The following is a 24696-nucleotide window of genomic DNA, read 5'->3' on the forward strand; positions in this document are numbered from 1 at the left end:
AAGCCGCTGACGCTGATCAGGATCAGACCGGCGACCACGACGGGCAGGGGCAGGGGCCGTTCAAGCGTCGTCATGGGTCCAATCTAATCCTGGATCGCCGGCTTGGGTAGTCTCAGCCCTCGGCCTTGGCCGGGGCCTTTTTCGGAGCGGCCTTCTTGGCTGCAGGCTTTTTGGCGGCCGGCTTCTTGGCCGCGACCTTTTTGGCCGGGGCCTCGCCGTCGGCGGCCTTGGCCTTGGCCGGGGCCTTGGTCGCTGCCTTGGCCGGAGCCTTCCTGGCGGCGGCCTTTTTCGCCGGCTTCTTGCCGCCGCCCTTGGCCACCCGTTCTGCCAGCAGCACCACGGCCTCTTCGAGGGTCATGGCCGCCGGATCTGCGCCCTTGGGCACATTGGCATTGGTGTCGCCGTGCTTGATGTAGGGCCCAAAGCGGCCCGACAGCACCTTGACCGGCTTGCCGTCCTCGGGGTGATTGCCCAGCTCGGCCAGGGCGGCCGCCTGGCCGCGCTGCGGACGCCCGCCGCCGGCCCGCTTGTCGGCCAGCACCGCGACGGCGCGGTTCAGGCCGATGTCGAACACGTCCTCGGGGTTCTCGAGATTGGCATAGGTGCCTTCGTGCAGCACGAAGGGCCCGAACCGGCCGAGGCCGGCGGTGATCTTCTTGCCGTCATCCGGATGCAGCCCGACCTCGCGAGGCAGGGACAGCAGGCGCAGGGCCTTTTCCAGATCGAGGCTGGCCGGTGTCCAGCCCTTGGGCAGGCTGGAGCGCTTGGGCTTGTCGCCACTGTCGGCAGCGGCCGGCTCTTCAACATAGGGTCCGAAGCGGCCGATCTTCAGCCAGACGGCGCGACCGGTCTCGGGATTGATCCCCAGCTCCTTGTCGGCGGCCTCGGCCTCGCCTTCACCGTCCGAAGAGGTGGCCAGCTGGCGGGTGAAGCGGCACTCGGGATAGTTGGAGCAGCCGATGAAGGCCCCGAACTTGCCGACCTTCAGTGACAGCTGGCCGGTGCCGCAGGTGGGGCAGACCCGCGGATTGGAGCCGTCGCCCTTGTCGGGGAAGATGTGCGGGCCCAGCGCGTCGTTCAGGGCATCCAGTACATTGGTGACGCGCAGTTCGGCGATCTCGCCGACGGCGGCGGCGAAGTCCTTCCAGAAGTCGCGCAGGAACTGCTTCCAGTCCAGCTTGCCGTCCGACACCAGGTCCAGCTGCTCTTCGAGGCTGGCGGTGAAGTCGTATTCGACATAGCGGCGGAAGAACTGCTCCAGGAAGGCCGTGACCAGCCGGCCCTTGTCCTCGGGGACGAAGCGGTTCTTCTCCATCTTCACATATTCGCGGTCGCGCAGCACGGTCAGGACCGAGGCATAGGTCGACGGACGGCCGATCCCCAGCTCTTCCATCTTCTTGACCAGGCTGGCTTCCGAATAGCGCGGGGGCGGCTCGGTGAAGTGCTGGTCGGCGCGGGCCTCGATGACCTTGGCGGCGGCACCGTCCTCGATCAGCGGCAGACGGGCGCTGTCCTCATCGCCGTCATCGTCGCGGCCTTCTTCATAGACCGTCAGATAGCCGGGGAAGAGCACCACCTGGCCGGTGGCGCGCAGGCCGGTCTGGCCGTCATGGCTTTCGATGTCGACCGTGGTGCGCTCGATACGGGCGCTTTCCATCTGGGAGGCGATCATCCGCTTCCAGATCAGTTCGTACAGGCGGCCCAGATCCGGCTCCAGGCGCAGGGAGCCCGGATTGCGGCGCAGGCTGGTCGGTCGGATGGCTTCGTGGGCCTCCTGGGCGTTCTTGGCCTTGACCTTGTAGTAGCGCGGCGTCTCGGGGACGTAGTCCTTGCCATAGACGTTGCCGATGACGTCGCGGGCCTCGGCGATGCCTTCGGGGCCCACCGACACGCCGTCGGTTCGCATATAGGTGATCAGGCCGACGGTCTCGCCGCCGATGTCGATGCCCTCATACAGCTTCTGGGCGGCCTGCATGGTGCGCTGGGCCGAGAAGCCCAGCTTGCGCGAGGCTTCCTGCTGCAGGGTCGAGGTCGTGAAGGGCGGGGCAGGCGAGCGCTTGCCGGGCTTCTTCTCAACGCCGGAAATCTTGAAGACGCTCTTTTCGACCGCCGCCCTGGCGGCCAGGGCCGAGCCCTCATTGTTCAGGTCGAACTTGGTGAGCTTCTTGCCCTCGTGCTTGACGAGGCGGGCGGTGAACGGATCGGCCCCGGCCGAGACATCGGCCGCGACACTCCAGTATTCCTGGGTCTTGAAGCGCTCGATCTCCATCTCGCGCTCGACGATCAGCCGCAGGCAGACTGACTGCACGCGGCCGGCCGAGCGGCTGCCGGGCAGCTTGCGCCACAGCACCGGCGAGAGGGTGAAGCCGACCAGATAGTCGAGGGCGCGGCGGGCCAGATAGGCCTCGACCAGCTCCATGTCGATGTCGCGCGGATTGGCCATGGCCTCGAGCACCGAGGCCTTGGTGATGGCGTTGAAGGTGACCCGCTGGACGGTCATCCCCTTGACCGCCTTCTTCTTGTTCAGGACCTCCAGCACGTGCCAGCTGATGGCTTCCCCTTCGCGGTCGGGGTCGGTGGCCAGGATCAGGCGGTCGGCCCCCTTCATCGCGTCGACGATGTCGGCAATGCGCTTGGACGACTTGGCGTCGACCTCCCAGCTCATCGCAAAATCGTTGTCGGGCTCCACCGAGCCGTCCTTCGAGGGCAGGTCGCGGATGTGACCGTACGAGGCGAGAACCGTGTAGTCGGACCCGAGATACTTGTTGATGGTCTTGGCCTTGGCCGGGCTCTCGACGACGACGACGTTCATTACGACTCTTGGACCTGGGGAAAGGGGTCGCCCTGGAGGCGAGCGCCGGAAAGTGGGGGCGGGACGGGGGCAATGTCAACGCGGGCCGTGAACGACGGCACCGTTTGATCGATTTGGTAGGCCCTCGTTAAGGCCTGCTGGCACACTATCAGACGCTATAACCGCCACACCCGCGTGGAAACCGCCTTGGATCTGACTGTCAACAGGATCGCGACGGAAGCGTACGTCTCGCCGATCCGGCCCGTGCGGCCGGTGACGTCGAACGACGAGCGCGCCCAGATCGCCGACCAGCTGCGTCAGGCGATCCGCGCCGCCCCGGCCCAGGGTACCGGCCTGCTGGTCGATCTTTCAGTCTAGCGCCCCTCAGGCCTTGCGTCGCAGCACGTAAAGCCCGCCCGCCAGCGTGCTATGGCCTTCGCGCCGCAGGGCCGTCGGGACCATCTCCAGAACCTCGAACCTGGGCCCGGCCACCGCCTCGACATAGGCTCTTGCATGGGCAAAGCGGCCGGATGGCAGGACCTGCCAGCCGTCTTCGGCCAGTTCGGTGCTGAAGACGAAGTAGCCGCCCTCGGTCAGGGCCGCCGCTACCGTCTCAAACAGCGCGGCCAGATCACCGAAATAGATCAGTACGTCAGCGGCAAACACCAGGTCGAAGGCGGCGGGCCGACCGGCCAGAAAGGCCAGGGCGTCGGCCTGGACCAGTTCGGCATAGCCGCCCCGGGCCGCGGCCCGCTCCAGCATGGCCCGTGACAGGTCGACCCCGGTCAGGGTCCCGCCGAAGCGGGCCAGGGGCTCGGCCGACAGGCCCGTGCCGCAGCCGAGGTCGAGGACGCGCTCAAAGCGGGTCTGATACCGCTCCAGCATGCCGGCCAGCTCGGCCGGAGCCCGATAGTCCAGCATCTCGACCAGCTGGTGGTCGAAGCGCTCGGCGAAGTCGTCGAACAGGGCCTCGACATAGTCGGCCGGGGCGCGGGTCACCGAAGGATCGTCCAGCACCCGGGCCTCATAGGCCTGGATCACGTCGGGCGGGGCCTGCCGTTCCAGCCAGGCCCCGACGGCGCGGGCGGCGTCCAGCCGTTCAAAGGCGGTGAACACCGCAAAGGCCTCGCGGGCCAGCTGGACGGCATCCCCGGCCTGGGGTCCGGCCAACTGGCCATAGAGGTCCAGGGCGGCCTCGACGGGGCCGGTCTCCATGCCGGCAAAGGCGGCGGCCTGGGCCCGGGTCAGGGCGGCATTGACGGGCAGGGGCTCCAGCCGCTCGGCGGCATCGAAGGCAGCGACGCTGCCGGCGAAGTCGGCGGTCATGTACAGCGCCTGGGCCAGGCATGAGCCCCAGACGGCCTCGGCCTGCGGCGACTGCACCGCCTGACGCAGGGGCACGACGGCTTCGGTGAAGCGGCGCGTGGCCATCAGGGAGAGGCCCAGGCCGAACAGCGCCTCGCCGTGGGCTGGGTCCTGCGCCAGGACGGCGCGAAAGCCGGCCTCGGCCTCCTCATGGCGACCCTCGCCGCTGGCCTGGACGGCGGTGTCGAACAGGGATGCCGTGCTGGTGTGGTTCACTTTAGGCCCCCGCTTCCGATGGTCCGCGCCGGGGACCCGATACGAGAGATACGGTCGCCGGACTGAGTCGGTTACAGGAAATTTCCGCCAGGTTTCGCCAGATTGCCGTGCGCGGGCTCAGAGCCCGGCCACCAGGCCACCCGGCAGCAGCTCGGCCCGCCCGGCGAGGCTCAGCTCAACGAGGGCTGCCATCACCGCTGAAGTTGGAGCGCCGGTGGCGCGGACCAGTTCATCGCGCGAGATGGGCGTCGGCGACAGCAGGGCGGCCAGCCGCTCGCGCAGGGCATCGAGGTCGTGGTCAGTCTCGGGCTCGGTCCCATAGGGTCGCTCGCGCTCGCGCAGCTGGGGCTGGCCGGAGAGGTTGCGCAGAACGTCCTCGGCCCCCTCGCAGAGAATGGCCCCCTGGCGGATCAGGTCATTGGGCCCCCGGGCGCGGGGGTCGAGCGGCGAGCCAGGGACGGCAAAGACGTCGCGGCCCTGCTCAGCGGCCAGCCGGGCGGTGATCAGCGAGCCGGACTTCAGCTCGGCCTCGACCACCACCACGCCCAGGGACAGGCCCGAGATGATGCGGTTGCGGCGGGGAAAGTCCCTGGCCTGGGCCCGGCGGTCCGGGGCGCTTTCGCTGACGACGCAGCCCTCGGCCGCGATGCGGGCGTGCAGGGAGGCATGCTCGGGCGGATAGATGTCGCCGACCCCGCCGCCCAGCACGGCCACGGTGCCGGTGCGCAAGCTACCCTCATGCGCCGCGCCATCGACGCCGCGCGCCAGGCCCGAGACGATGACATGGCCGGCCTCGCCCAGCTCGGCGGCCAGCTGGCGGGCAAAGCGCTGGCCGCCGGCCGAGGCGATCCGGGCTCCGACGATGGCGACGCTGGACCGGGCCAAGAGCTCGGTGCGGCCCAGGGCCCACAGCACGGGTGGGGGCGGATCCAGGGCCGCGAGGCGGGCGGGGAAGTCGGGTTCGCAGCGACACAGCAGCCGAGCGCCCATCCGGACTCCGCTCTCCAGCTCCTGCTCGATGGCCTCGCGCGGTGGCAGGTCCAGCGGCGTGGCTCTCCCGCCCCGCCGCGACAGGTCGGGGAGGGCCGACAGGGCCCGCTCCGGCGTGCCGTAGCGCGCCAGCAGGTGGTCGAAAGCGACAGGGCCGACCGTCTCGGTGCGCGCCAGCCTCAGCCAGGCCAGGCGCTGAACATCCGAGAGGCGGCCCCGGATCATGCCGCCGGAGGCGGGGGCTCCGCCGTCTTCTTCTTGCCGATCTTCGGCTCCTCGCCCTTCAGCAGGCGGGCGATGTTCTCGCGGTGGCGGATGAAGATCAGCACGGCCATGAACAGGGCCAGCGCCAGCATCGGGAAGGGCTGGTCGGTGGCCAGGGCAAACGGCGCGGCCAGCACGGCGGCGGTCAGGGCGGCCAGCGAGCTGATCCGGAAGATTGCCGCCATGGCGATCCAGGTGAGGGCGGCCAGCACGCCCACCGGCCAGCAGGCCGAGAGCAGCACGCCATAGAAGGTGGCCACACCCTTGCCGCCCTTGAACTTCAGCCAGACCGGGAACAGGTGGCCCAGGAAGGCCGCCCCGCCGGCCAGGGCCACGATCGCGGCGCTGTCGTGGGTCAGCCAGCGGGCCAGCAGCACCGCCGCCACGCCCTTGCCGGCGTCGCCGATCAGGGTGATGGCCGCCAGGTCCTTGCGGCCCGAGCGCAGCACATTGGTCGCGCCGATATTGCCCGAGCCGATCTGGCGGATGTCACCCGCCCCGCCCAGCCGCGTGGCGATCAGGCCGAACGGGATCGAGCCCAGCAGATAACCGCCGATGACGGTGATCGCGAGCGTGAGATAGACGGCTTGAGCGAGATCTTGCACGGTTCGACCCTAAGGCGAGTTGCGCGCGATTTCAACCGCTGCGCAAAGGTTTGGTTGCTGTACGTGTAACAGCAGACTCAGGGCGGGGGCAAAATCTCAGGCAAACCGCTACACCCCAGCCGGCCGGCAAGGGGATCCCCGGCTCGGTCAGGGGCGAGGCGTGTGCGCCTCTGCGGGCCCGGGGGGCTAACCGGCGAGATACTCCCGCACCAGACCGCGGGCGCGATGCAGGCGGGCCTTTACGCTTTCGCGCGTCAGTTGCAGCAGGTGTGCGATCTCGGCGATCGTCATCTCCTGGGCATCCCTCAGCAGCAGGACGTCGCGGTAGTGCTGCGGCAGCGACTGAATCGCCTTGGCCAGATCCAGCCTCAACTCGGCGTCCGGTCGGTGCGACAGATCCAGGTCAACATCATTGTCCGGAAAGGGTTCATAGCGAAGGACGGTCTTTGCCAGCTTCAGGCAGGTCCGGGCGACGATCCTGAACAGCCAGCCCGAAAAGGCTCCGAGGTTTCGCAGGCCACCGACGTGCCGGTAGACCATCCAGAGGACCTCCTGAACGGCGTCCTCGGCGTCGGAACTGGTACGGCAGGCCCTATGGGCGTAGCGGCGGATATCCGGCTGGGCTGCGCTCATCAGGGCCAGGATCGCCGTTGCGTCCCCGGCAACGGCGGCGCTCAGGGCGGGGTCGTAAGGCGATCCTGTCATGATCCCGGCTCTTCCCTATCTGGCCTTGGCCAGGGGCTTGCGCCCGGCCATGGCACACATCGGGCAGAAGCCGATGAAGCTGGTCAAAGCCAATATGGCTCCTGTCAGCTCAAGGCCATAGGCCAGGAGGCCGGGCTTCAGGCCGGTCAGGCTTCCAGCCACCAACGACAGCCCCAAGACCAGGCGCAAAACCCGTTCCCACGTGGGGACATTCTGCATGAACTTCATAAGCGCAAACCTCAGATCTGCCCCGGGAAGTCGGGACATACTGGGTAGGAGGCGCGCCCTAGGGAAAACGGTTCGCCCGGCTGAAAACTTTTTTGGCCGCAGCGGCAGGAACCCGCGTTCTAGGACATCCAATCCTCATGCGCATGACGCACGCGCTGGATGAGGATGTCCGCCCCGTCGAGGCGGTAGATGATGATGTGGCTCTTGTACGGATGGACGCGCGATGAGCGGCCCAATCCCTCGCGTTCAGGTGCGGCGCGCGGGAAGTCGGACAGAAACGCGAAGGCCTGCTCCAGCCCTGCATGGTAACGCTCGGCCTGCGCCTCTCCGAAAGCGTCCGCGCCGATCAGGTAAAGATCGATGATATCCGCTTCAGCCTTCCGGCTCAGCCTATAGGCCATCCGCGCTGGCCCGCCGCCTGCGGCGCGCGGCCGCGAGGATGTCGTCCATTGAACTTGAACTGACGCCGCTCTCTTCGGCTTCGTCGATCAGGCGTTGCATCGCGGCGATCTTCTCGGCGCGTTCCTGGTCGCGCCGGATCAGGTCGCGCACATAGTCGCTGGCATTGCTGTAGCGCCCGGTCTCGGCGCGGCCTTCCACCCAGTCCTTCATGGCGTCGGGCAGGGATACGTTCATGGTCGCCATCATGCACCTCTGTGGGCAGTGGGCGATTTTTGGCAAAGATTGTCAATCCTTGCCAGCGAACGCTCTACCCCTCATCCGTCGCCGAAGGGCGACACCTTCTCCCGCAAGGGGAGAAGGGGCGAACCAGTCTTATTCCGTGCGTGCCCACTATGCCGCCAAGCGTATCGGTTGCGGCAATTACGGGAAAAATGTGGGCCTAGGCAGCCTGTTCAGCGCCGCAAGTGCGCATCTCGACTACAGCGACGATCCGGGTGAAGGGGTTGTACACAGCCAGAAAGCTTCCACGGCGGGTATAGAATCCGCCAATCCCCAGGCCTTCATTAGACAACAGGCAAACCTTGTCGTTCGTAATTGACAGCACACTATCGGCCGCGATGACCACATAGGAGGACCTGCTGAATGGTTCGATGTGTGCGCCGCCGTTTAGCGTGCCGATCCCGGCGTGGTAGAAGAAGCGGGGCTCTAGTCTCGCGTTCTTAACTTCCCAAACCATCGGGACGAACGGTCCTCGGTCACTACGAGTGTCAGTATTGCGATACAGGACGCGTCCTGTATCGGGGTCTTCGGCCCTCAATAAACGACCCTCACCCATGTCGTTTGCGCTTACTCCACCCGCTTCGTGGATTTGCTCTTCATTGTCGCCATACCAGGACAACAGGCGAGGCGTGGCGCCGGAAACAACTTGATTGCCTTCGCAATCTGAAGTGACCCTGGGGCCTATGGACTGGACATCGATGTTGCCAGATCGCGAGATGCGATAGGCCGTACCCGACGTATCCGTTCGCTGAATTATCGTAATGGCATGAGATTTATTGGGAGATCTGCACGAAAACAAAATACTAGGCATATCTTTTGTTTTGAATTCGGAAACTTTTTTCTTATCCAGATAAACGAAAGTTTCGGTTTCCCCTCTTTTTTGCGTGACGAATAGCAAGGCTCCGTCATCTTGAAATTCTGCAGAAAGGAAATTTTCTCCTTTGAGCGAGATCGAATTTTTTCTCTTTGATCCGACAATAATCAGTGCTTTCCCATTTGGAAACGCCACCTTCTCGCCATTCATTCCTAATGACAAGCTGCGCCCAACGAGAGAGAATGTATTTTCGAACAAATATTTAGTCTTGAATTTGATCGATAGATTTTGGGTCGGGCTATTGAGGAGGTGATATTTTTTACCATCCCACATAAATATTCCACGGCCAGTGACAAGTTCGTCCGCAGACGGCGAGGCTTTTCTGCCGGTGAGCCGTCCAAAATCTTCTCGCTCTTCCGTCGATAGATCCGCGAGAGCGGAAGTGGCCGTTGGCTTCCAGAAATCGTCCGGATCTGGCACCTTGCTACAACCCGAACACATCGCCAGCAATGTGATGGCACCAAGCGCCCAACCAACCGCTCGTGACCCTTTCGTATCGGATCGACGCATAGGCTCTAACCCTCCGCCCGATGCACCACCCGCCCGTCCACCAGCGTCATCAGCACCTGACCCTGCAGCCGGCGCCCGTCGAACGGCGAGTTCTTGGACTTGGACAGCAGTTTCGCCGCATCGACGATGATTGGTGCGTCGATGTCGCAGAGCACCAGGTCGGCCGGAGCTCCGGGGGCGATGCGGCCGCCGCGCAGGCCCAGCAGTTCGGCGGGAGCCAGGGTGACGGTGCGGATCAGGTCGACCAGCGGCAGGCGCTCGTCGTGATAGAGGTTCAGCAGGGCCGGCAGCAGGGTTTCCAGGCCGATGGCCCCGGGGGCCGCTTCGTCGAACGGCAGACGCTTGTCCTCGGCCGGGGCCGGAGCGTGGGCCGAGACGACGATGTCGATCAGACCGGTGGCCAGGGCCTCGATCAGGGCCTGACGGTCGTCCTCGCCGCGCAGGGGCGGGGAGAGCTTGGCGAAGGTGCGGTAGTCGCCGATGTCCAGTTCGTTGAACGACAGGTGATTGATCGAGACCGAGGCGTGCAGGCGCAGGCCTTTGGCCTTGCCGCGTGCCAGGGTCTCCAGCGCGCCGGCGCTGGTGATCTGGTCGACCAGCAGGCGGCCGCCGGTGGCCTCCAGCAGGGCGATGTCGCGCTCCAGCATGATCCGCTCGGCCATCGGCGAGATCGACGGCAGGCCCATGCGGCCGGCGAACTCGCCGCCGGTGGCGGCCCCGCCGCGCGCCAGCCAGGCGTCCATCGGCCGGTGGGCCAGCAGGGTGTCAAAGCCCTTGGCGTAGGTCAGCAGGCGCTGGAAGACCTTGGAGTCGACGATCGGGCGGTCAGCGTCGGTGATGTAGACGCAGCCGGCCTCGCGCATCAGGCCGATCTCGGCCATCTGCTCGCCCTTCAGGCCCTTGGTCGCGGCCCCGGCGCAGAGGATGCGGGCGCTGTCGATGTCGCGGGCCCGGCGCAGGATGAAGTCGACCACGCTGGGATCATCGACGGCCGGATCGGTGTCGGGCTGGACGACAATGCTGGTCACGCCCCCGGCGGCGGCGGCGCGGGCGGCGCTGGCCAGGGTTTCCTTGGTCTCGGCCCCGGGTTCGCCGGTCTTGACCCGCAGGTCGATCAGGCCCGGGGCCAGCAGGGCCCCGCCGCAGTCGATGACCCGGACACCCTTGCCCAGCTTGCCGAACTCGCGGCCCTTGGCGACGTCGGCGATGACACCCTCGGAGACGATGACCCCGCCGGGACCGTCATAGCCGCTCTCGGGATCGACCAGGCGGGCATTGGTGAAGGCCAGGGGCTGGGGGGCGTTCATGCGTGAAATTCCAAAGACGCCACAAAAAATCCCCGCTCTCCCCGGCGAAGGCCGGGGTCCAGATCGAACCCACGTGCACAGAGCGATCTGGCAAATCCCGAAGGCGCGTCATCCCCAGACGCTCTGAATGGATCTGGACCCCGGCCTTCGCCGGGGAGAGCGGAATAGATTAAAGAATTCAGAGTCATAGCCCCGTCTCCTCCAGCCGTGCGGCGAGGCTGGTGAGCACCGCCATCCGGGCGGCTACGCCCATCTCGACCTGGTCCTGGATCAGGCTGACGGCCGGATCGTCGGCCACGTCGCTGTCGATCTCGACCCCCCGGTTCATCGGGCCGGGGTGCATGACCCGGGCTCCCGGCGCCGCGCGGGCCAGCTTTTCACGGTCCAGGCCATAGAAGCGGAAATATTCGCGGGTCGAGGGCACGAAGCCGCCCTGCATCCGCTCCAGCTGCAGGCGCAGCATCATCACCACATCGGCCCCGGCCAGGCCCGACTTCATGTCGTGATGCACGGTCACGCCCCAGCGCTCGGCCTGGGCCGGCATCAGGGTGGGCGGTCCGACCAGACGCACGCTGGCCCCCAGGGTGTGCAGGAGGGAAACGTTCGAGCGGGCCACGCGGCTGTGCAGCACGTCGCCGCAGATGGCCACGGTCAGACCCGAGACCCGGCCGAAGGCGCGGCGGATCGACAGCGCGTCCAGCACGGCCTGCGTCGGGTGCTCGTGCTGGCCGTCTCCGGCATTGATGACGCTGCCGCTGACCTTCTGGCTGAGCAGGGAGGCCGCACCCGAGGAGGCGTGCCGCACGACCAGCAGGTCGGGCCGCATGGCGTTCAGGGTCACGGCGGTGTCGATCAGGGTCTCGCCCTTGGTGATCGACGATGTGCGCGGGCTCATATTGACCACGTCGGCACCGAGGCGTTTGCCGGCGATCTCGAAGCTGGACTGGGTGCGGGTGCTGTTCTCGAAGAACAGGTTCATCAGCGTCCGGCCCTTGAGCAGGTCCAGCGACTTGGTGGTCTGGCGGTTGAAGGCGACGAACGCCTCGGCCAGGTCCAGCAGGTCGGCGGCCTGGGGCGCGTTCAGGTCGCCGGCGGACAGGAAATGGCGTCTGGGAAACGCAAAGGCGCGTTTGCGGATCGCGTCGAGGGCGACGCGGGCGGGATCATGGGGCTTGGCCGTCATGAAACGGTGTCATAGGCGGCTTTGCCGGGCGAGGGAAGGTGGGGATAGTCGGCCGACGCCGTAGGCCCCCTCCTGACCGGCTCTCGCCGGTCGTCCTCCCCCCGTTGGGGGGAAGATGAGACGATTAAACCTTCCCCGCCGCTTCCCGTATCCCCCGCATGCGTTCCAGCGCGCCCTGCAGGATCCAGCCGGCGGCCATCTTGTCGACGACCTCGCCCCGGCGCTTGCGGTTGACGTCATGTTCCTCGATCAGCACGCGGGTCACGGCCGCCGTCGACAGACGCTCGTCCCAGAACGTGACCAGCAGGTCGGGATTCAGGCGCAGCAGGTTGCGGCCCAGGGCGCGGTTGGACTGGCAGCGGACGCCCTCGGTGCCGTCCATATTCATCGGCAGGCCGATGACGAGGCCGGCGGCCTTGCGGCCGTCCATCAGCTTGAACAGCGTCGCCGCATCCTCGCTGAACTTGGCCTTCCTGATCAGGGCCAGCGGGCTGGCGACCGTCAGGGTCACGTCCGAGACGGCCACCCCGATGGTCTTTTCGCCCGGGTCGAGACCAACGATGGGCTTGTAATCCGGAATGGCGGCGGCGAAGGCTTCAATGTCGAGAACAGGCATTGTCTCTCTTAACACGGGGAACGACTTGTCAAAGCGCCCCTCGCACGGCTAACCCACGCGCTTGGATTTCAGGAGGCCCCCATGGCCATTGACGCCGCCACAGTGCGGAAGGTCGCGCGGCTCGCGCGGATCGCCACGCCCGAAGATCGACTGGAGCCCCTGGCCCAGGAACTGAACGGCATCATGACCTGGATCGAGCAGCTGGCCGAGGTCGACACCGACGGCGTCGAGCCGCTGACCAGCGTGGTCGGGACCGGCGCGCCGCTGCGCGAGGACGTCGTGACCATGGGTGGCGACGCCTCGGTCGTCACCTCCAATGCCCCGAAGTCGACGGGCGGCTTCTTCGTCGTGCCCAAGGTGGTCGAATAATGAGTGCCCTGACCTCCCTGACCCTGAAGGCCGCCGTTGACGGTCTCGAGAAGGGCGAATTCACCTCGGTCGAGCTGACCACGGCCCATATCGAGGCCATCGAGGCTGCGCGGATTCTGAACGCCTTCATCGTCGAGACGCCGGACCAGGCCCTGGCCATGGCCGCCGCCTCGGACGCGCGCCGGGCCCTGGGCGCGGCCGGTCCGCTGGACGGCGCGCCGCTGGGCATCAAGGACCTGTTCTGCACCAAGGGCGTGCAGACCACGGCCTGCTCGAAGATCCTCGAAGGCTTCGTTCCGGAATACGAATCCACCGTCACCAGCCAGCTTTGGCGTGACGGCGCGGTGATGCTGGGCAAGCTGAACCTTGACCAGTTCGCCATGGGCTCGTCGAACGAGACCTCCTATTTCGGCCCGGTGACCAATCCCTGGCGTGCCAGCGGCAGCAACAAGGCCCTGACCCCAGGCGGCAGCTCGGGCGGTTCGGCTGCGGCCGTGGCCGCCGACCTGTGCCTTGGAGCCACCGCAACCGACACCGGCGGCTCGATCCGCCAGCCGGCCGCCTTCACCGGCACCGTCGGCATCAAGCCGACCTATGGCCGCTGCTCGCGCTGGGGCGTCGTCGCCTTCGCCAGCTCGCTGGACCAGGCCGGACCGATCGCCAAGACCGTCGAGGACGCGGCCCTGCTGCTGACCTCAATGTGCGGCCATGATCCCAAGGACTCGACCAGCCTCGATGTGCCGGTGCCTGACTTCACCCAGTTCGTCGGCAAGTCGGTCAAGGGCCTGCGGATCGGCGTTCCGGCCGAATACCGCGTCGACGGCATGCCGGCCGAGATCGAAAAGCTGTGGGCCGACGGCATTGCCTGGCTGAAGGACGCCGGTTGCGAGATCGTCGAGATCAGCCTGCCGCATACCAAGTACGCCCTGCCGGCCTACTATATCGTGGCTCCGGCCGAGGCCTCCTCGAACCTGGCCCGCTATGACGGCATGCGCTACGGCCTGCGCGAGGACGGGGCCAACCTCACCGAGATCTATGAGAACACCCGCGCTTCGGGCTTCGGTGACGAGGTCAAGCGCCGCATCCTGATCGGCACCTATGTGCTGTCGGCCGGCTATTACGACGCCTACTACCTGAAGGCCCTGAAGGTGCGTCGCCGCATCGCCGAGGACTTCGACAAGGCCTGGGAGCGCTGCGACGCCATCCTGACCCCGACCGCGCCGTCGGCGGCGTTCGGTCTGGGCGAGAACAGCAACGACCCCATCGCCATGTACCTCAATGACGTCTTCACGGTGACGACCAACCTGGCGGGCCTGCCGGGCCTGTCCCTGCCGGCCGGTCTCGACGCCAGCGGCCTGCCGCTGGGTCTGCAGATCATCGGCAAGCCGCTGGACGAGGGGACGGTGTTCTCGGTGGCCGGGGCGCTGGAGAAGGCGGCCGGCTTTACGGCCAAGGCCGGAAAGTGGTGGTGAGCGCGATGACCGATCATTCCAAGACCATTCAGGGCCGGACCGGCCCCTGGGAAATCGTTCTGGGCCTCGAAGTGCACGCCCAGGTCGCCAGCAAGTCCAAGCTGTTCTCCGGCGCGGCCGTCGGCTTCGGCGCGGGCCCCAATGAGCAGGTCAGCCTGGTCGATGCGGCCATGCCCGGCATGCTGCCGGTGCTGAACGGCTTCTGCGTCGAGCAGGCGGTGAAGACGGGTCTCGGCCTCAAGGCCCAGATCAATCTGAAGAGCCGCTTTGACCGCAAGAACTACTTCTATCCCGACCTGCCGCAGGGCTATCAGATCAGCCAGTTCGATCAGCCGATCGTTGGCGAGGGCGTCGTCACCGTCGAGCGCGATGACGGTACGACCTTCGACGTGCGCATCGAGCGCCTGCACCTGGAACAGGATGCCGGCAAGTCGCTGCACGACCAGGATCCGAACGCGACCTATGTCGACCTGAACCGTGCGGGCACGGCCCTGATGGAGATCGTCTCCAAGCCGGACATGCGCACCTCGGAAGAGGCCGCCGCCTATGTGAAAAAGCTGCGGACCATCCTCGTCTATCTGGGCACCTGTGACGGTGACATGGAGAAGGGCAACCTGCGGGCCGACGTCAACGTCTCGGTCTGCCGTCCTGGCGACTACGAGAAGTTCCGCGAGACCGGCAGCTTCAGCCATCTGGGCACGCGCTGCGAGATCAAGAACGTCAACAGCTATCGCTACATCCAGCAGGCCATCGAATACGAGGCCCGACGCCAGATCGAGATCCTGGAAGACGGCGGCAAGGTCGATCAGGAAACCCGCCTGTTCGACCCGACCAAGCTGGAAACCCGCTCGATGCGGTCCAAGGAAGAGGCGCATGACTACCGCTACTTCCCCGATCCCGACCTGCTGCCGCTGATCCTCGACCCCGAGTGGGTCAAGGATCTGGAAGCGACCCTGCCGGAACTGCCGGACGCCAAGAAGACGCGCCTGCAGAGCCAGTACGGTCTCTCGGCCTATGACGCCGGCGTGTTGATCATTGAAAGCGACCGGGCCGACTATTTCGAAGCGGCGGCCAAGGGACGTGACGCCAAGCTGGTCTCCAACTGGGTGACCAACGAGCTGCTCTCGAAGCTGTCCTCGGGCGGCCACGAGATTGCCAACTCGCCGCTGCCGTCGTCGGATATCGCCCAGCTGGTCGAGCTGATCGAGAACGGCACGATCTCCTCCAAGATCGCCAAGGAGGTCTTCGAGCACATGTGGGCCGGCGAGGGCCGTCCTGCCGAGATCGTAGAGAAGCGCGGCCTCGTCCAGATCAACGACACCGGAGCCATCGAGGCGGCCATCGACAAGCTCATCGCGGCCAATCCGGACAAGGCGGCGGCGGTGAAGGAAAAGCCCCAGGCCATCGGCTGGTTCGTCGGCCAGGTGATGAAGGAAACCGGCGGCAAGGCCAATCCTGCCACGGTCAATGACCTGCTGAAGTCCAAGCTGGGCCTTTAGCTTCGTCCGCCCTGGCTCTGGATTCATCCAGAGCCAGGGCGCAGCGCCGGCCGGTCAGCGGCCGGAAATTACGTCGAAGATCAGGCCCGTCGCGACGGCCGCCAGCACATAGTCATTTCCGGTCCGGTACCAGTGATAGCCGCGGGGCGGGGGCCTGAGCCGGTAGTAGCCGTAGTCCCGCACGACGTACTCGTAGTCGCGATAGTAGGAGGGCAGGTAGGCTCCGCGTCGCCAGGCTTCATAGCCCGGGCGATAGTCCCGATACCCGTAGGCGTGGATGGGGGGCGCGCCGTAGTAGAATCGGTCCCTGACATAGTAACCGTTGTGACGGCCACCATCCCATCGCCGGCGGGCATCCCATCGGTCTTCACGGCGGTCCCAGCGGTCTCCATCATGACGGCTGTCGCGGCGATCCTCGCGCCGGTCCCAACGATCCTGATGGCGATCCCAGTGTCCCCGGTCCTGCGCAGACGCCGCCGTGGCCATGCTGGCCATCGGCCCGGCCAGGGTTGCGGCGGCCGCCAGGGTCAGAAAAAGACGTTTCATAGTCTCGTCTCCATCGCCCATTGGCGGATCTGAACCCGCCTCGAGCCTTGCCCCTCGGGAGACAGGGTCGATTTTCCCGCCTGAACCGCGTCTGAATGACGCGGTCAGGTTCGCAATCTGCGGATTTTCTTGTCGCGGGATCGCAGGTTCCCGCAGGCGAAGCGGGACTTTTGATTGCGGTAACCTTGGCTGCCGGATGTCTTTGCCGCAGCGATAGTTCAAAGGCCAGAATGGATGGCCATCTAAGTCTGGCCCCGGCGGGATAAGGGTTCCGATCATCAGCGCGCAATTGAAGTGTTTAATTGGTTCTGCGTTGGATCGAAGGCTGCAAAAACTCTGTAAAAGTGCTGTAGTTCTTTCTTCTATATTCTGTTTTAAGGGCTTGTAGATGGAAGTTTATCGGCAGTAACCGTGGTAAATGCGATATTTATTGTCTTAAGAATTCATGATGTCTCTCAGCTTAACTATATGTTCAGTGGCGATGGACTTTTCTTCATTCAGACCCGGGATCCGGCAGAACGCTGGAGGGGCCTGAAACGGAGATGAAGCCATGATGATGAGCATCGAACCCCCCGCCGCCCATGCCCTGCCGCTGCCCTCGGCCGAGTCTTCGGGCGACGAACTGTTCCGCATGGGCCTGCTTTATTCGACTGGCCAGGGCGGCGCGCCGCTGGACTATGTCTCGGCCCACATGCTGTTCAATCTCGCCGCCATGCGCGGCTCGGTCGAAGCCAAGCTGTATCGCAAGGAAATCTCGCAGGAGATGGCCAGCGAAGACGTCGCCGAAGCCCAGCGCGCCGCGCGCGAGTGGCTGGCTCACGGCTGAACCCGGTCTCCGGGTTCAGCGCCTCCGCAAGGCAGGACGGACGGCCTAGCCACCGAAGCCGTTGATCGCGTAGCTGAAGCTGACCGGCAGCAGGTCACGGAAATACTGCTGCATGAAGAGACCGCCCTCGGCCACGCCGCTGCGCGGAACATAGACGACGTCGAACCGGCGTAGCGGCACCAGGTCCGCTTCGCCCGGACGGGTCAGGCCCCTGAGCAGATCCGCCGTACGCATCATGGCGCGACCGTCGGGGCCTCGCCGGATGATGATGACCTGGTTGCGCCGTGACGTGCTCTTGAAGCCGCCGGCCTGGATGATGGCCCGCAGGGCATCGCCGTCACCGGCCATGTCATAGACGCCCGGATTGCCGACCTCGCCGCCGACAAAGACCTTGAGCGGTGCGACGGCCTTGACCGAAATCTGCACCTGCGGGCGCAGCAACTGCCCGGCATAGGCCTGGCTGATCGTGCCCTGAAGTTCGCCAATGGTCCGGTCGGCCGCCATAACCGGCGCGATCAGGGGCAGGGCGATGCGTCCATCAGGCTGAACCACCACGGTTTTGCTGAGCTCGGTGGCGGATGGCACCGTCACTTCCACTTCATCTCCCGGATAGAACCGGTAGGCCGGCTCAGCCTCGGACCAGTCGGCATAGCCGATATTGGGAAACTGCGCGGTCGGGCGCGGAGCCGGGGTCAGCGGCTCCTGGTCCACATGGCCACAGGCGCTCAGGCCTGTGGCGAGGAGCGTGAGGGCGAGGGCCGTCGGGATGTGCGTGCGCCTGTGCATGGACCAAGTCTTAACAGGAATGGGTAACGAAGCCTTAAGGCCGCATGGCCAGTTTGGAGCTGAGAATTAACCCTTCGGATTCGCATGTCGACGTCGAGCGCCTGGACCAGTGTGCCGCATGATCCGCCGTCGCGCCGCGACTGGGCGACGCGGCCGCACTATGCGCCGACCGATTTCGTGACCCTGCTCTGGCGCGAACGCTACCTGATGCTGGTGGTGTTCCTCGTGATCCTGGCCCTGGGTGTGGCGTTTTCGGTGACGCTCAAGAAGTCCTACACGGCCCAGTCCAGCCTGTTTGTCCGACTGGGCCAGGAATATGTCTATGAGCCTCTGGCCGGAGATGCCGGGCGCGGGGCCGTTCCGGACGGTGATCAGGTGATCCAGTCGGAAGCCGAGATCCTCGGCAGTGGCGAGCTGCGTGAGCGGGTGATCCGCAAGGTCGGGTTCCAGAAGATCTTTCCGGCCCTGGCCGCCAAGTACCAAACGGCGACGCCGGACGAGAAGCGGCGGCTGATTGCCAAGGGGCGGGACGCGATCGCCCGCAATCTGAAGATCGAGACCGCCCCGGATAACTCGATCATCCGCCTCGCCTACCAGCACGAAGACCCCGATGTGGCCGAGAAGCTCCTGAACACCCTGCTGGAGGAGTATCTGGTCTACCGGCGCAGCCTGCTGATCGACGGCGACGACCGGGTCGTCGAGCGGCAGCGCGCGCTGTTTGAGCAAAAGCTCGCCGAAACCGACACCAGCTATCAGGCCTTTCTGTCGTCGAACGACATCGGTGACTTCGCGGCCCAGAAGTCGACCCTGACCCAGCTGCAGTCGCAGGCCGAGCAGCAGAAATATGCCGTCGATGCCCAGCTTCAGGACCGTCTCGGCCGGCTGGCCGCCGTCGAGGCCGAACTGGCCCGGACGCCCGCCGAGACGGTCCTCTATCGCGATACCGACACGACGGCGTCGTCCCGTCTGGCCCAGATGCGGCTTGAGCGGGAGGGGCTGCTGTCGCGCTATCGTCCCGACGCCCAACCGGTTCGTGACATCGAGGCCCAGATCGCCCAGCTGGAGCAGGGCGTCGCGTCGGGGCGAACCGTCGCTGAAGGGGCCCGTCGCAGTGGTCCCAACCCGATCTGGCAGACCCTGCAGACCTCGCGCAACGATCTGCGGGCCGAGGTGGCAGCCCTGCGCGAGTCGCTCAGCGCCTATGGCCAGCAGGTCATGGACGTGAACCAGCGACTGCTGCGCCTGGCCGAGCTGGAACCACAGTTCAACCAGCTGACCCGCGACCGGGACGTCCTGTCGACCAATGTCCGGGACTATACCGTCAAGGAACAGCAGGATCAGGCCAAGCGCCGCATGTCCTCCGAGGGCAGCGACAACATCCGCATCGTTCAGCGGGCCGTGGCTCCCTCCGAGGGCAAGAGCCTGAAGAAGCCCATCCTGGCGCTCACCCTGTTGTTTGCGGCTTTTACGGCCGCCTGTGCGGGCCTCGTCCGGATGTTCCTGCGTCCGGGCCTCCAGACCCCGGCCTCGGCCGCCCGCACCCTGAACCTTCCGGTGCTGGCAACGGCCGGCATCAAGCGGTGAGCGCTTTGGTCACCTTTCGCGCCTCGGGCGAATAACGATAGCCTGTCGGTTCAGAACGCGCGGCGATTCGAAGCATGGTGGATTTGAACGCCGAAATGGCGGAGTTGTGGGGATCCCTGGGCGCGCCCGCGCCCGGGCGCTCCTGCGTTCTCCAGGTCATTTCCGCCCGCCGGGGTGAGGGCACTTCAACGGTAGCCCGCGAGCTGGCGCTTTTCGCGGCCCGACGTGCCGGTCGCAAGACCTGGCTGGTGGACATGGATCTGGGCACGGCGGCCCAGTACCAGGCTCTGGCGATGGAAGCCGAGCGCTATGGGGCCCTGGGTCCTGCGGTGGCCGCATCGCCCGACGGTTCAGTGTTTTTCACGGTCCAGCCGCCGGCCCCCCGTCCTGACGGTGGGGTCTGGCCCGATGCGCGCTATCTGTCGGCGCATGGCGTCGGCGGCACCCGCCTGTGGGTGACACGCTTCAACCGCGAAGCCCTCAGGGGGCCGCAGAAGGTCCACGTGATCCCCGGGGCCGAGTACTGGACCGCGCTGCGGCGTCACGCCGAGGTGGTCATTATCGACAGTCCTTCGGCCGACCGCTCGCAGGCGGGCCTGGCCATCGCCCAGCACATGGACCAGACCATCCTGGTGGTCTCGGCCCAGCAGCCTGACGTCAAGCCGCCCGCCCAGCTTCGCGATGCCATAGCGTCCGCGGGGGGGCGGTGCGCCGGTGTGTTTTTCAACCAGGCCTCGGTGCAGCCGCCGGCCTTCCTGAAAGCGATCCTGCCGTGATGCGTCCGGGGAGGGCGCTGGTCCTCCTGCCGCAGTTTGCGACCTTTGCGGCCGCCGTGTTCCTGCTGCTGGTCTATAGCCGGGGCTGGGAGATGCCGGTCTTCGGCGACAAGGTCGACGTCTCGGCTTCGGGCCTCATGCGGGTGGCCTATCTGCCGGCCTATGCCGCCGGCTTTGCCCTGATCGCCCTGGATCCGCGCAATCTGGTCCGGGCCACGCTGCGGCAGCCCTTTCTGATCTTTCTGATGATGGTCGTGGCCGGGTCGGTCCTGTGGTCCATCGCTCCGGATGTGACGACGCGACGATCATTTGCGGTGATCTGCACGACCCTCGGGGGCCTCGTCCTGGCCTCGCGATTCAGCTGGGCGCAGATGGCCGAGGTGGTGGCTGTGACCTTCGCGATCCTGATCCTGGCCTGTTTCGCCGTCTGTCTGGCCGTGCCGTCGATCGGCGTGATGACCGAGCTCTTTCCCGGGGCCTGGCGCGGTCTGTGGATGGAAAAGAACGCGCTCGGCGGCGTCATGTCTTTCGGGTTCTGCATTCTGGCCGGGACCGCCCTGCTGAACCCGCAGCGGGCGAAGCTGTGGTGGGGCTTTGCCGGTCTGGCGGTCGTGCTGGTCCTGATGTCGACCTCCAAGACCTCGCTGGTGTCCCTGATGCTGGGCGTCGGGGCCCTGGGCTTCGTGCTGGTGGCGCGCCGCAGCCCGGCGGCCGGGGCCGCCGTGACCTGGACCAGCGTGACGGGCGTCATCCTGCTGGCCGGCTTTCTGCTGGTGGCGTCCGACGTCTTTTTCGCGATCCTGGGCAAGGACGCCACCCTGACCGGCCGGACCAAGATCTGGAGCGCCGCCCTGCACCAGATCGAGGAGCGCCCGTGGCTGGGCTTTGGCTATGCCGCCGTCTGGGATGACAAGAGCGGCTGGGGCCCCTTCGCCTGGATCAGCAAGGAAGCGGGCTTTCAGGCCCAGCACGCGCACAATTCCTGGCTCGAGCAGTGGCTGGGCATGGGCCTGCTCGGCCTTGCGGCCTGGGGCCTGTTCTACATCCAGACCATGACTCTCGCGATCATCGCCGTGTTCCGCGATCGCGGCGCGCTTCTGGTCTTTCCGTTTCTGGTCGTCTTCACCCTGGTCTCGCTGACCGAGAGCATTGCCGTTGGCTATAACGACTTCCGCTGGGTGCTGTTCGTGGCCTTTGCCGCCAAGCTGGCTTTTCCCGACCGGGAACTGATGCGCTAGAGCCCTTTCCGACCTGATGGCTTCATCATGGTCGGGCGAAAAGGGCTCTATATCAAAAGTTTAGAGCATTTTTCGATCCGATAACCGTTTCACACTTATCGGAAAATGCTCTAGAGCCCGATGCGGCGCGCGCCTTCAGCCACTGTCACGACGTCGAAGCCCGCATTCAGGGCACCGTCCACCAGCCGCTCCAGCGCCGCCGTTGAACAGCCCCATTGCGACGGGGTGTCAGAGACATCGTGCGTGTAGAGAATGAGCCAGGCCTTGCGGGCGTGGGCCCGGTCGAGCCACTTCAGGGCGACCGCCTCGCCGTCCTCGCCCTCGATCCCGACGGCCGGGGCCTGGTTGAGATCGGCACCATCGGCGATCAGCCCATGATGCAGGGCCCGGACGGTCTTGAACCGGCCGGCCAGCAGGGTCTTGGCCGGAGCCCCGACATCTCCGTAGGGGTAGGCGAAACTGACCGGTGTGCCGGTACCCCAGTCCGACAGGGCCCGGGCGTTCTGTTCTATGTCCGCAAGGGTTGCAGCGCGGGAGGCCTGACCACAGTCCAGATGCGAGAAGGTATGGCAGCCGATCTCGTGGCCGGCGGCGTGCAGCCGGGCTGCATCCTCGCCCGTCGCAAACCGGCCCATCGGGCCGTCCCGGCCGGTCAGGCCGGCTGCGAAATAGTAGGTGCCCCGCAGGCCCCGGGTTTCAAGCACCCGGGCACCGGCCTCGCAGGCGGTCGCCGGGGCATCATCGAAGCTGAACGACACCATCGGACGCTCCAGCCGGACCCGGGCCGGACGGCGGTGGGCGAGCCGGATCAGCCGGCGACGCAGTTTGCCCTTCAGGCTGCGGTCGGGCTCATAGGCGTCAACCTTCTCGTGGGAAACCTGCATCAGACGGCCTCGGCATAGAGAGCGGCGCGGTAAAGTCGGAGGGCCAGGCCGCGCAGCCGGAGTGGTGCGTGCTCCTGCAGGGCGAAGGCCTTCAGCCAGGGGCGCCAAAGCCCGCGAAGCGGCAGCGGCTTCAGCAGTCTGGCGACCCTGTAGCTGGGATAGGTGCGGACAATGTCGCCATGGGCGGCTACGACCCGGGCGAAATTGGCCGCCGACTGCTCGTACTTGGCCGCCATGGCCGGAGCGGTATCGAGGCCGAGATGGCTGGCCGAATTGTCGACATGTCGGATCGGGAACTGCCGACCGACCCGCATGGCCCATTCGACGTCTTCCCAGCCCCAGCCGGTGAACCCCTCGTCGAAGCCAACCGTCTCGAAGACGTCACGGCGGACCAGGAGGTTGGAGGTGAAGACGTGCTTCTCCGGTTCCCGGGCCCGGTCCGGGGCCGGGGTGCAGTCGCTCTGCAGGGCCATGGCCCGGTGCAGCGCGTGTTCAGGGCGCGGCGGGGTCTGGTCCAGGGTGAAGCCGCCGAACGCCATCGGCACGTTCTCACCCTCGGCCAGGGCACACCAGCGCGCCAGAAAGTCTGCCGGGTCGGGCAGCATGTCGCTGTCCAGGAACAGGAAATGGCCGGCCCGCGCATGGGCGGCGAGGCGGTTGCGGCCCCGGGCCCGACCTTCGTTGGGGGACAGGCAGATCAGCCGCGCCGGGACCCGCATACGCTCGATCTGACGGCTCATCCGGTCGATGAGGGCCGGATCGCCGCTGCCGTCGTCCAGAACAATGATCTCGGCCGCCACAGAGGGATCATCCAGCGCGCGAAGCAGGGCGCTGGGGTCGTCGCGATAGGTCGGGATCAGCACCGACAGGCGAGGGCGGGCCCCGGCCCATCCGGCATTGTCGATCAGGGTTTCGGTCGCGGGTGAGGTCATGCGGGGCGAGCCCTCCGGCGGGCCACAAAGGTTGCGAGCTGTCCGCGCAGCCCGTCGACATCCAGGGCCAGGACGATGGTCCCGTAGACCAGGGCCCCGACGACCGCCTTCAGGACCAGCTCGACCAGCCCGCCCGGTGACGGCAGGCATAGCACGGCGGCAGCCATGGCCAGGCAGGCTCCGGCCGCCTTCACCAGCGTCATGCCGGGAATCGGCAGGGGCTGAGCCCTGCGCCCCAGGACCACGGCCGCCATGGCTCCGGCGGCATAGCTGGCGGTGGTGGCCCACAGGGCCCCGTCGAGACCAAAGCGTGGGATAAGCAGCAGATTCAGGACCAGATTGACGACAGCGGGCACGCCCATGCTGGCGATCAGCATCGGCGTGCGCCGCCCGAGGGTGAAGGCCTGCAGCAGGTAGTAGGTCGTCACGCCGGACAACCAGCCGCTGGCGGCGATCCACGGCGTCACATGGGCGGCTCCGGTCCGCAGGGCTTCACCGATCATCAGTTCGACCAGCGGCGTCGCGACCAGGGCCAGGCCTGTCGCCGCCGGCAGGGTCAGCAGGATCATGAACGACGCCTGCTCGCGGGCAGCGGTTCGGAGAGCGTCGGGCCCACCCCGCTCGAGCGCGGCGATCAGGGCCGGCCCCCCGGCCATACCCAGCCAGATGAACACCACATCCAGGGTCCGGCTGCCGAGCGAATAGCCGGCGTGATAGACGCCGACCGTGGCCTCGTCGAGGAACGCCGCCAGCAGGAACCGGTCGGTGGTCGACAGAACCAGGGCCAGGATCAGGGACAGCGAGACGGGCAGGCCATAGGCGGCATAGTCGCGGGCCATGGCCCGGTCGAAGCGGCCGCCCGCCATACGCCCCAGCTCCGCCGGCAGGATGAAGACCAGGCAGATCAGCGAAATCGCGCCCATGCCCATCAGGGGGGCTGCGCCGCCGAGCCCCAGCAGGGCCAGGCCAAGCCCGAGGGCAAAGCCCCCGACGGTCTGGACGATGTCGAGCAGCGCCGCGCCCGAGACCTCGCCGGCGGCGCGCCGCCGCTCCTGCGAAAGCTTGGTCAGGCTCTTGATGAGCACGGTGGCAAAGGCCGCGGCCAGGGCCACCTTCATCGGCGCATCAAGGGGCGCAAACCGCAGGGTCAGGCCGGCGACGATCGGGGTGAGCAGGGCGGCTCCACCCCAGAGTCGGTAGAGGGTCGCGAAATGGTCGGCCAGCCGGCCGTCGGCCTCGCGCGCCGCCAGGAAACGGGCCATCGCCGCTTCGGTCCAGGTCAGGAGCATGGTCTGGGTCAGGCTCAGGACGGAGAAGGCCAGGGCATAGGTGCCGTAGGCTTCGGGGCTGAGCACGCGGGTGAACAGGACAATGGTCAGCAGACCGATCACGCCCTGGGCGATATTGACCGGCAGATAGCCGAGGATCCCCCGCCAGAACATCGTCGGC

General features: G+C 66.4%; 25 protein-coding genes. 8 read left to right on the forward strand and 17 right to left on the reverse strand.

The genetic code is table 11. The features are described 5' to 3' along the window. Positions 1-112: 112 nt before the first annotated feature. Complete coding sequence (gene topA, locus DBR10_RS02705; RefSeq protein WP_108505359.1) at positions 113-2812, reverse strand: type I DNA topoisomerase; 2700 nt, start codon at positions 2810-2812, stop codon at positions 113-115. Between the two features lie 186 nt (positions 2813-2998). Between topA and DBR10_RS02710 the strand changes: the two genes are divergently transcribed. After that, positions 2999-3169 carry a hypothetical protein gene (locus tag DBR10_RS02710; protein ID WP_108505360.1) on the forward strand — a complete coding sequence of 57 codons (171 nt, stop codon included), beginning with the start codon at positions 2999-3001 and terminating at the stop codon, positions 3167-3169. 6 nt (positions 3170-3175) lie between these two features. On the opposite strand, the gene DBR10_RS02715 is transcribed toward DBR10_RS02710, so the two are convergent. From DBR10_RS02715 to ruvX, 11 genes are all read right to left on the reverse strand, one after another. Next, positions 3176-4372 carry a methyltransferase domain-containing protein gene (locus tag DBR10_RS02715; protein WP_108556124.1) on the reverse strand — a complete coding sequence of 399 codons (1197 nt, stop codon included), beginning with the start codon at positions 4370-4372 and terminating at the stop codon, positions 3176-3178. Positions 4373-4489: 117 nt separating this feature from the next. Beyond that, positions 4490-5587 (reverse strand): DNA-processing protein DprA, encoded by a 1098-nt coding sequence (gene dprA / locus DBR10_RS02720; protein ID WP_108556125.1) that lies wholly within the window; start codon positions 5585-5587, stop codon positions 4490-4492. Beyond that, positions 5584-6231: a glycerol-3-phosphate 1-O-acyltransferase PlsY gene (gene plsY / locus DBR10_RS02725; RefSeq protein ID WP_108556126.1), complete on the reverse strand. Its 648-nt coding sequence runs from the start codon at positions 6229-6231 to the stop codon at positions 5584-5586. The genes dprA and plsY overlap by 4 nt, the downstream gene beginning before the upstream one ends. A 186-nt stretch (positions 6232-6417) precedes the next feature. Beyond that, positions 6418-6936 (reverse strand): RNA polymerase sigma factor, encoded by a 519-nt coding sequence (locus DBR10_RS02730; protein WP_108505872.1) that lies wholly within the window; start codon positions 6934-6936, stop codon positions 6418-6420. 15 nt (positions 6937-6951) lie between these two features. Then, the gene (locus DBR10_RS02735) at positions 6952-7203 is read right to left on the reverse strand and encodes a YgaP family membrane protein (protein ID WP_335582543.1); all 252 of its coding nucleotides are present in this window, start codon (positions 7201-7203) and stop codon (positions 6952-6954) included. Between the two features lie 80 nt (positions 7204-7283). Continuing rightward, entirely contained in the window at positions 7284-7565 is a 282-nt protein-coding gene (locus DBR10_RS02740; RefSeq protein ID WP_108505870.1) for a type II toxin-antitoxin system RelE/ParE family toxin, read from the reverse strand. Continuing rightward, positions 7555-7809: a type II toxin-antitoxin system ParD family antitoxin gene (locus DBR10_RS02745; RefSeq protein ID WP_108505874.1), complete on the reverse strand. Its 255-nt coding sequence runs from the start codon at positions 7807-7809 to the stop codon at positions 7555-7557. The genes DBR10_RS02740 and DBR10_RS02745 overlap by 11 nt, the downstream gene beginning before the upstream one ends. 196 nt (positions 7810-8005) lie before the next feature. Next, the gene (locus DBR10_RS18840; protein ID WP_146187817.1) at positions 8006-9229 is read right to left on the reverse strand and encodes a hypothetical protein; all 1224 of its coding nucleotides are present in this window, start codon (positions 9227-9229) and stop codon (positions 8006-8008) included. Between the two features lie 5 nt (positions 9230-9234). After that, positions 9235-10536: a dihydroorotase gene (gene pyrC / locus DBR10_RS02755; RefSeq protein WP_108504269.1), complete on the reverse strand. Its 1302-nt coding sequence runs from the start codon at positions 10534-10536 to the stop codon at positions 9235-9237. A gap of 184 nt (positions 10537-10720) precedes the next feature. After that, a complete protein-coding gene (locus tag DBR10_RS02760; protein ID WP_108556128.1) occupies positions 10721-11719 on the reverse strand; it encodes an aspartate carbamoyltransferase catalytic subunit in 999 nt (332 codons plus the stop codon). A 124-nt stretch (positions 11720-11843) separates the two neighbouring features. Further along, positions 11844-12335 (reverse strand): Holliday junction resolvase RuvX, encoded by a 492-nt coding sequence (gene ruvX, locus DBR10_RS02765; RefSeq protein WP_108505783.1) that lies wholly within the window; start codon positions 12333-12335, stop codon positions 11844-11846. Positions 12336-12416: 81 nt separating this feature from the next. Between ruvX and gatC the strand changes: the two genes are divergently transcribed. From gatC to gatB, 3 genes are read left to right on the forward strand one after another with little or no spacing between them, the layout of a single operon-like run. Then, positions 12417-12704, forward strand: coding sequence for an Asp-tRNA(Asn)/Glu-tRNA(Gln) amidotransferase subunit GatC (gatC, locus tag DBR10_RS02770; RefSeq protein ID WP_108505782.1), 288 nt, complete (start codon positions 12417-12419; stop codon positions 12702-12704). Beyond that, positions 12704-14176: an Asp-tRNA(Asn)/Glu-tRNA(Gln) amidotransferase subunit GatA gene (gene gatA / locus DBR10_RS02775; RefSeq protein ID WP_108505781.1), complete on the forward strand. Its 1473-nt coding sequence runs from the start codon at positions 12704-12706 to the stop codon at positions 14174-14176. The genes gatC and gatA overlap by 1 nt, the downstream gene beginning before the upstream one ends. Before the next feature lie 5 nt (positions 14177-14181). Beyond that, positions 14182-15675: an Asp-tRNA(Asn)/Glu-tRNA(Gln) amidotransferase subunit GatB gene (gene gatB, locus DBR10_RS02780; RefSeq protein ID WP_108505780.1), complete on the forward strand. Its 1494-nt coding sequence runs from the start codon at positions 14182-14184 to the stop codon at positions 15673-15675. A gap of 54 nt (positions 15676-15729) precedes the next feature. Here the strand turns inward: gatB and DBR10_RS02785 are convergent, their stop codons facing one another. Next, on the reverse strand, positions 15730-16221 hold the full coding sequence (locus DBR10_RS02785) for an RcnB family protein (RefSeq protein WP_108505779.1): 492 nt from the start codon (positions 16219-16221) through the stop codon (positions 15730-15732). A gap of 550 nt (positions 16222-16771) precedes the next feature. Here DBR10_RS02785 and DBR10_RS02790 point away from each other — a divergent pair. After that, complete coding sequence (locus DBR10_RS02790) at positions 16772-17047, forward strand: hypothetical protein (protein WP_108505778.1); 276 nt, start codon at positions 16772-16774, stop codon at positions 17045-17047. A gap of 45 nt (positions 17048-17092) precedes the next feature. Here DBR10_RS02790 and DBR10_RS02795 read toward each other — a convergent pair whose 3' ends face one another. After that, positions 17093-17833: a polysaccharide biosynthesis/export family protein gene (locus DBR10_RS02795; protein ID WP_108505777.1), complete on the reverse strand. Its 741-nt coding sequence runs from the start codon at positions 17831-17833 to the stop codon at positions 17093-17095. Positions 17834-17917: 84 nt separating this feature from the next. Between DBR10_RS02795 and DBR10_RS02800 the strand changes: the two genes are divergently transcribed. The 3 genes from DBR10_RS02800 (at position 17918) to DBR10_RS02810 (ending at position 21431) form a co-directional block, all read left to right on the forward strand. Next, positions 17918-19417 (forward strand): GumC family protein, encoded by a 1500-nt coding sequence (locus DBR10_RS02800; protein ID WP_108505776.1) that lies wholly within the window; start codon positions 17918-17920, stop codon positions 19415-19417. A 74-nt stretch (positions 19418-19491) separates the two neighbouring features. Beyond that, positions 19492-20193, forward strand: a complete 702-nt coding sequence (locus tag DBR10_RS02805; RefSeq protein ID WP_108490671.1) for a sugar kinase — start codon at positions 19492-19494, stop codon at positions 20191-20193. Then, positions 20193-21431, forward strand: coding sequence for an O-antigen ligase family protein (locus DBR10_RS02810; protein WP_108505775.1), 1239 nt, complete (start codon positions 20193-20195; stop codon positions 21429-21431). Before DBR10_RS02805 ends, DBR10_RS02810 begins: the two co-directional genes overlap by 1 nt. Before the next feature lie 110 nt (positions 21432-21541). Here the strand turns inward: DBR10_RS02810 and hfsH are convergent, their stop codons facing one another. Genes hfsH through hfsF form a run of 3 tightly spaced genes read right to left on the reverse strand, consistent with a single transcriptional unit; the run spans position 21542 to position 24689 of the window. Next, entirely contained in the window at positions 21542-22315 is a 774-nt protein-coding gene (gene hfsH / locus DBR10_RS02815) for an oligosaccharide deacetylase HfsH (RefSeq protein ID WP_108505774.1), read from the reverse strand. Then, on the reverse strand, positions 22315-23247 hold the full coding sequence (gene hfsG, locus DBR10_RS02820) for a polysaccharide biosynthesis protein HfsG (protein WP_108505773.1): 933 nt from the start codon (positions 23245-23247) through the stop codon (positions 22315-22317). Before hfsG ends, hfsH begins: the two co-directional genes overlap by 1 nt. Continuing rightward, positions 23244-24689 carry a polysaccharide biosynthesis protein HfsF gene (gene hfsF / locus DBR10_RS02825; protein WP_108505772.1) on the reverse strand — a complete coding sequence of 482 codons (1446 nt, stop codon included), beginning with the start codon at positions 24687-24689 and terminating at the stop codon, positions 23244-23246. The genes hfsG and hfsF overlap by 4 nt, the downstream gene beginning before the upstream one ends. Between the last annotated feature and the right edge of the window lie 7 nt (positions 24690-24696).

Origin of the sequence: Caulobacter sp. HMWF025 (assembly GCF_003060965.1) — a bacterium.
GTDB lineage: Bacteria > Pseudomonadota > Alphaproteobacteria > Caulobacterales > Caulobacteraceae > Caulobacter.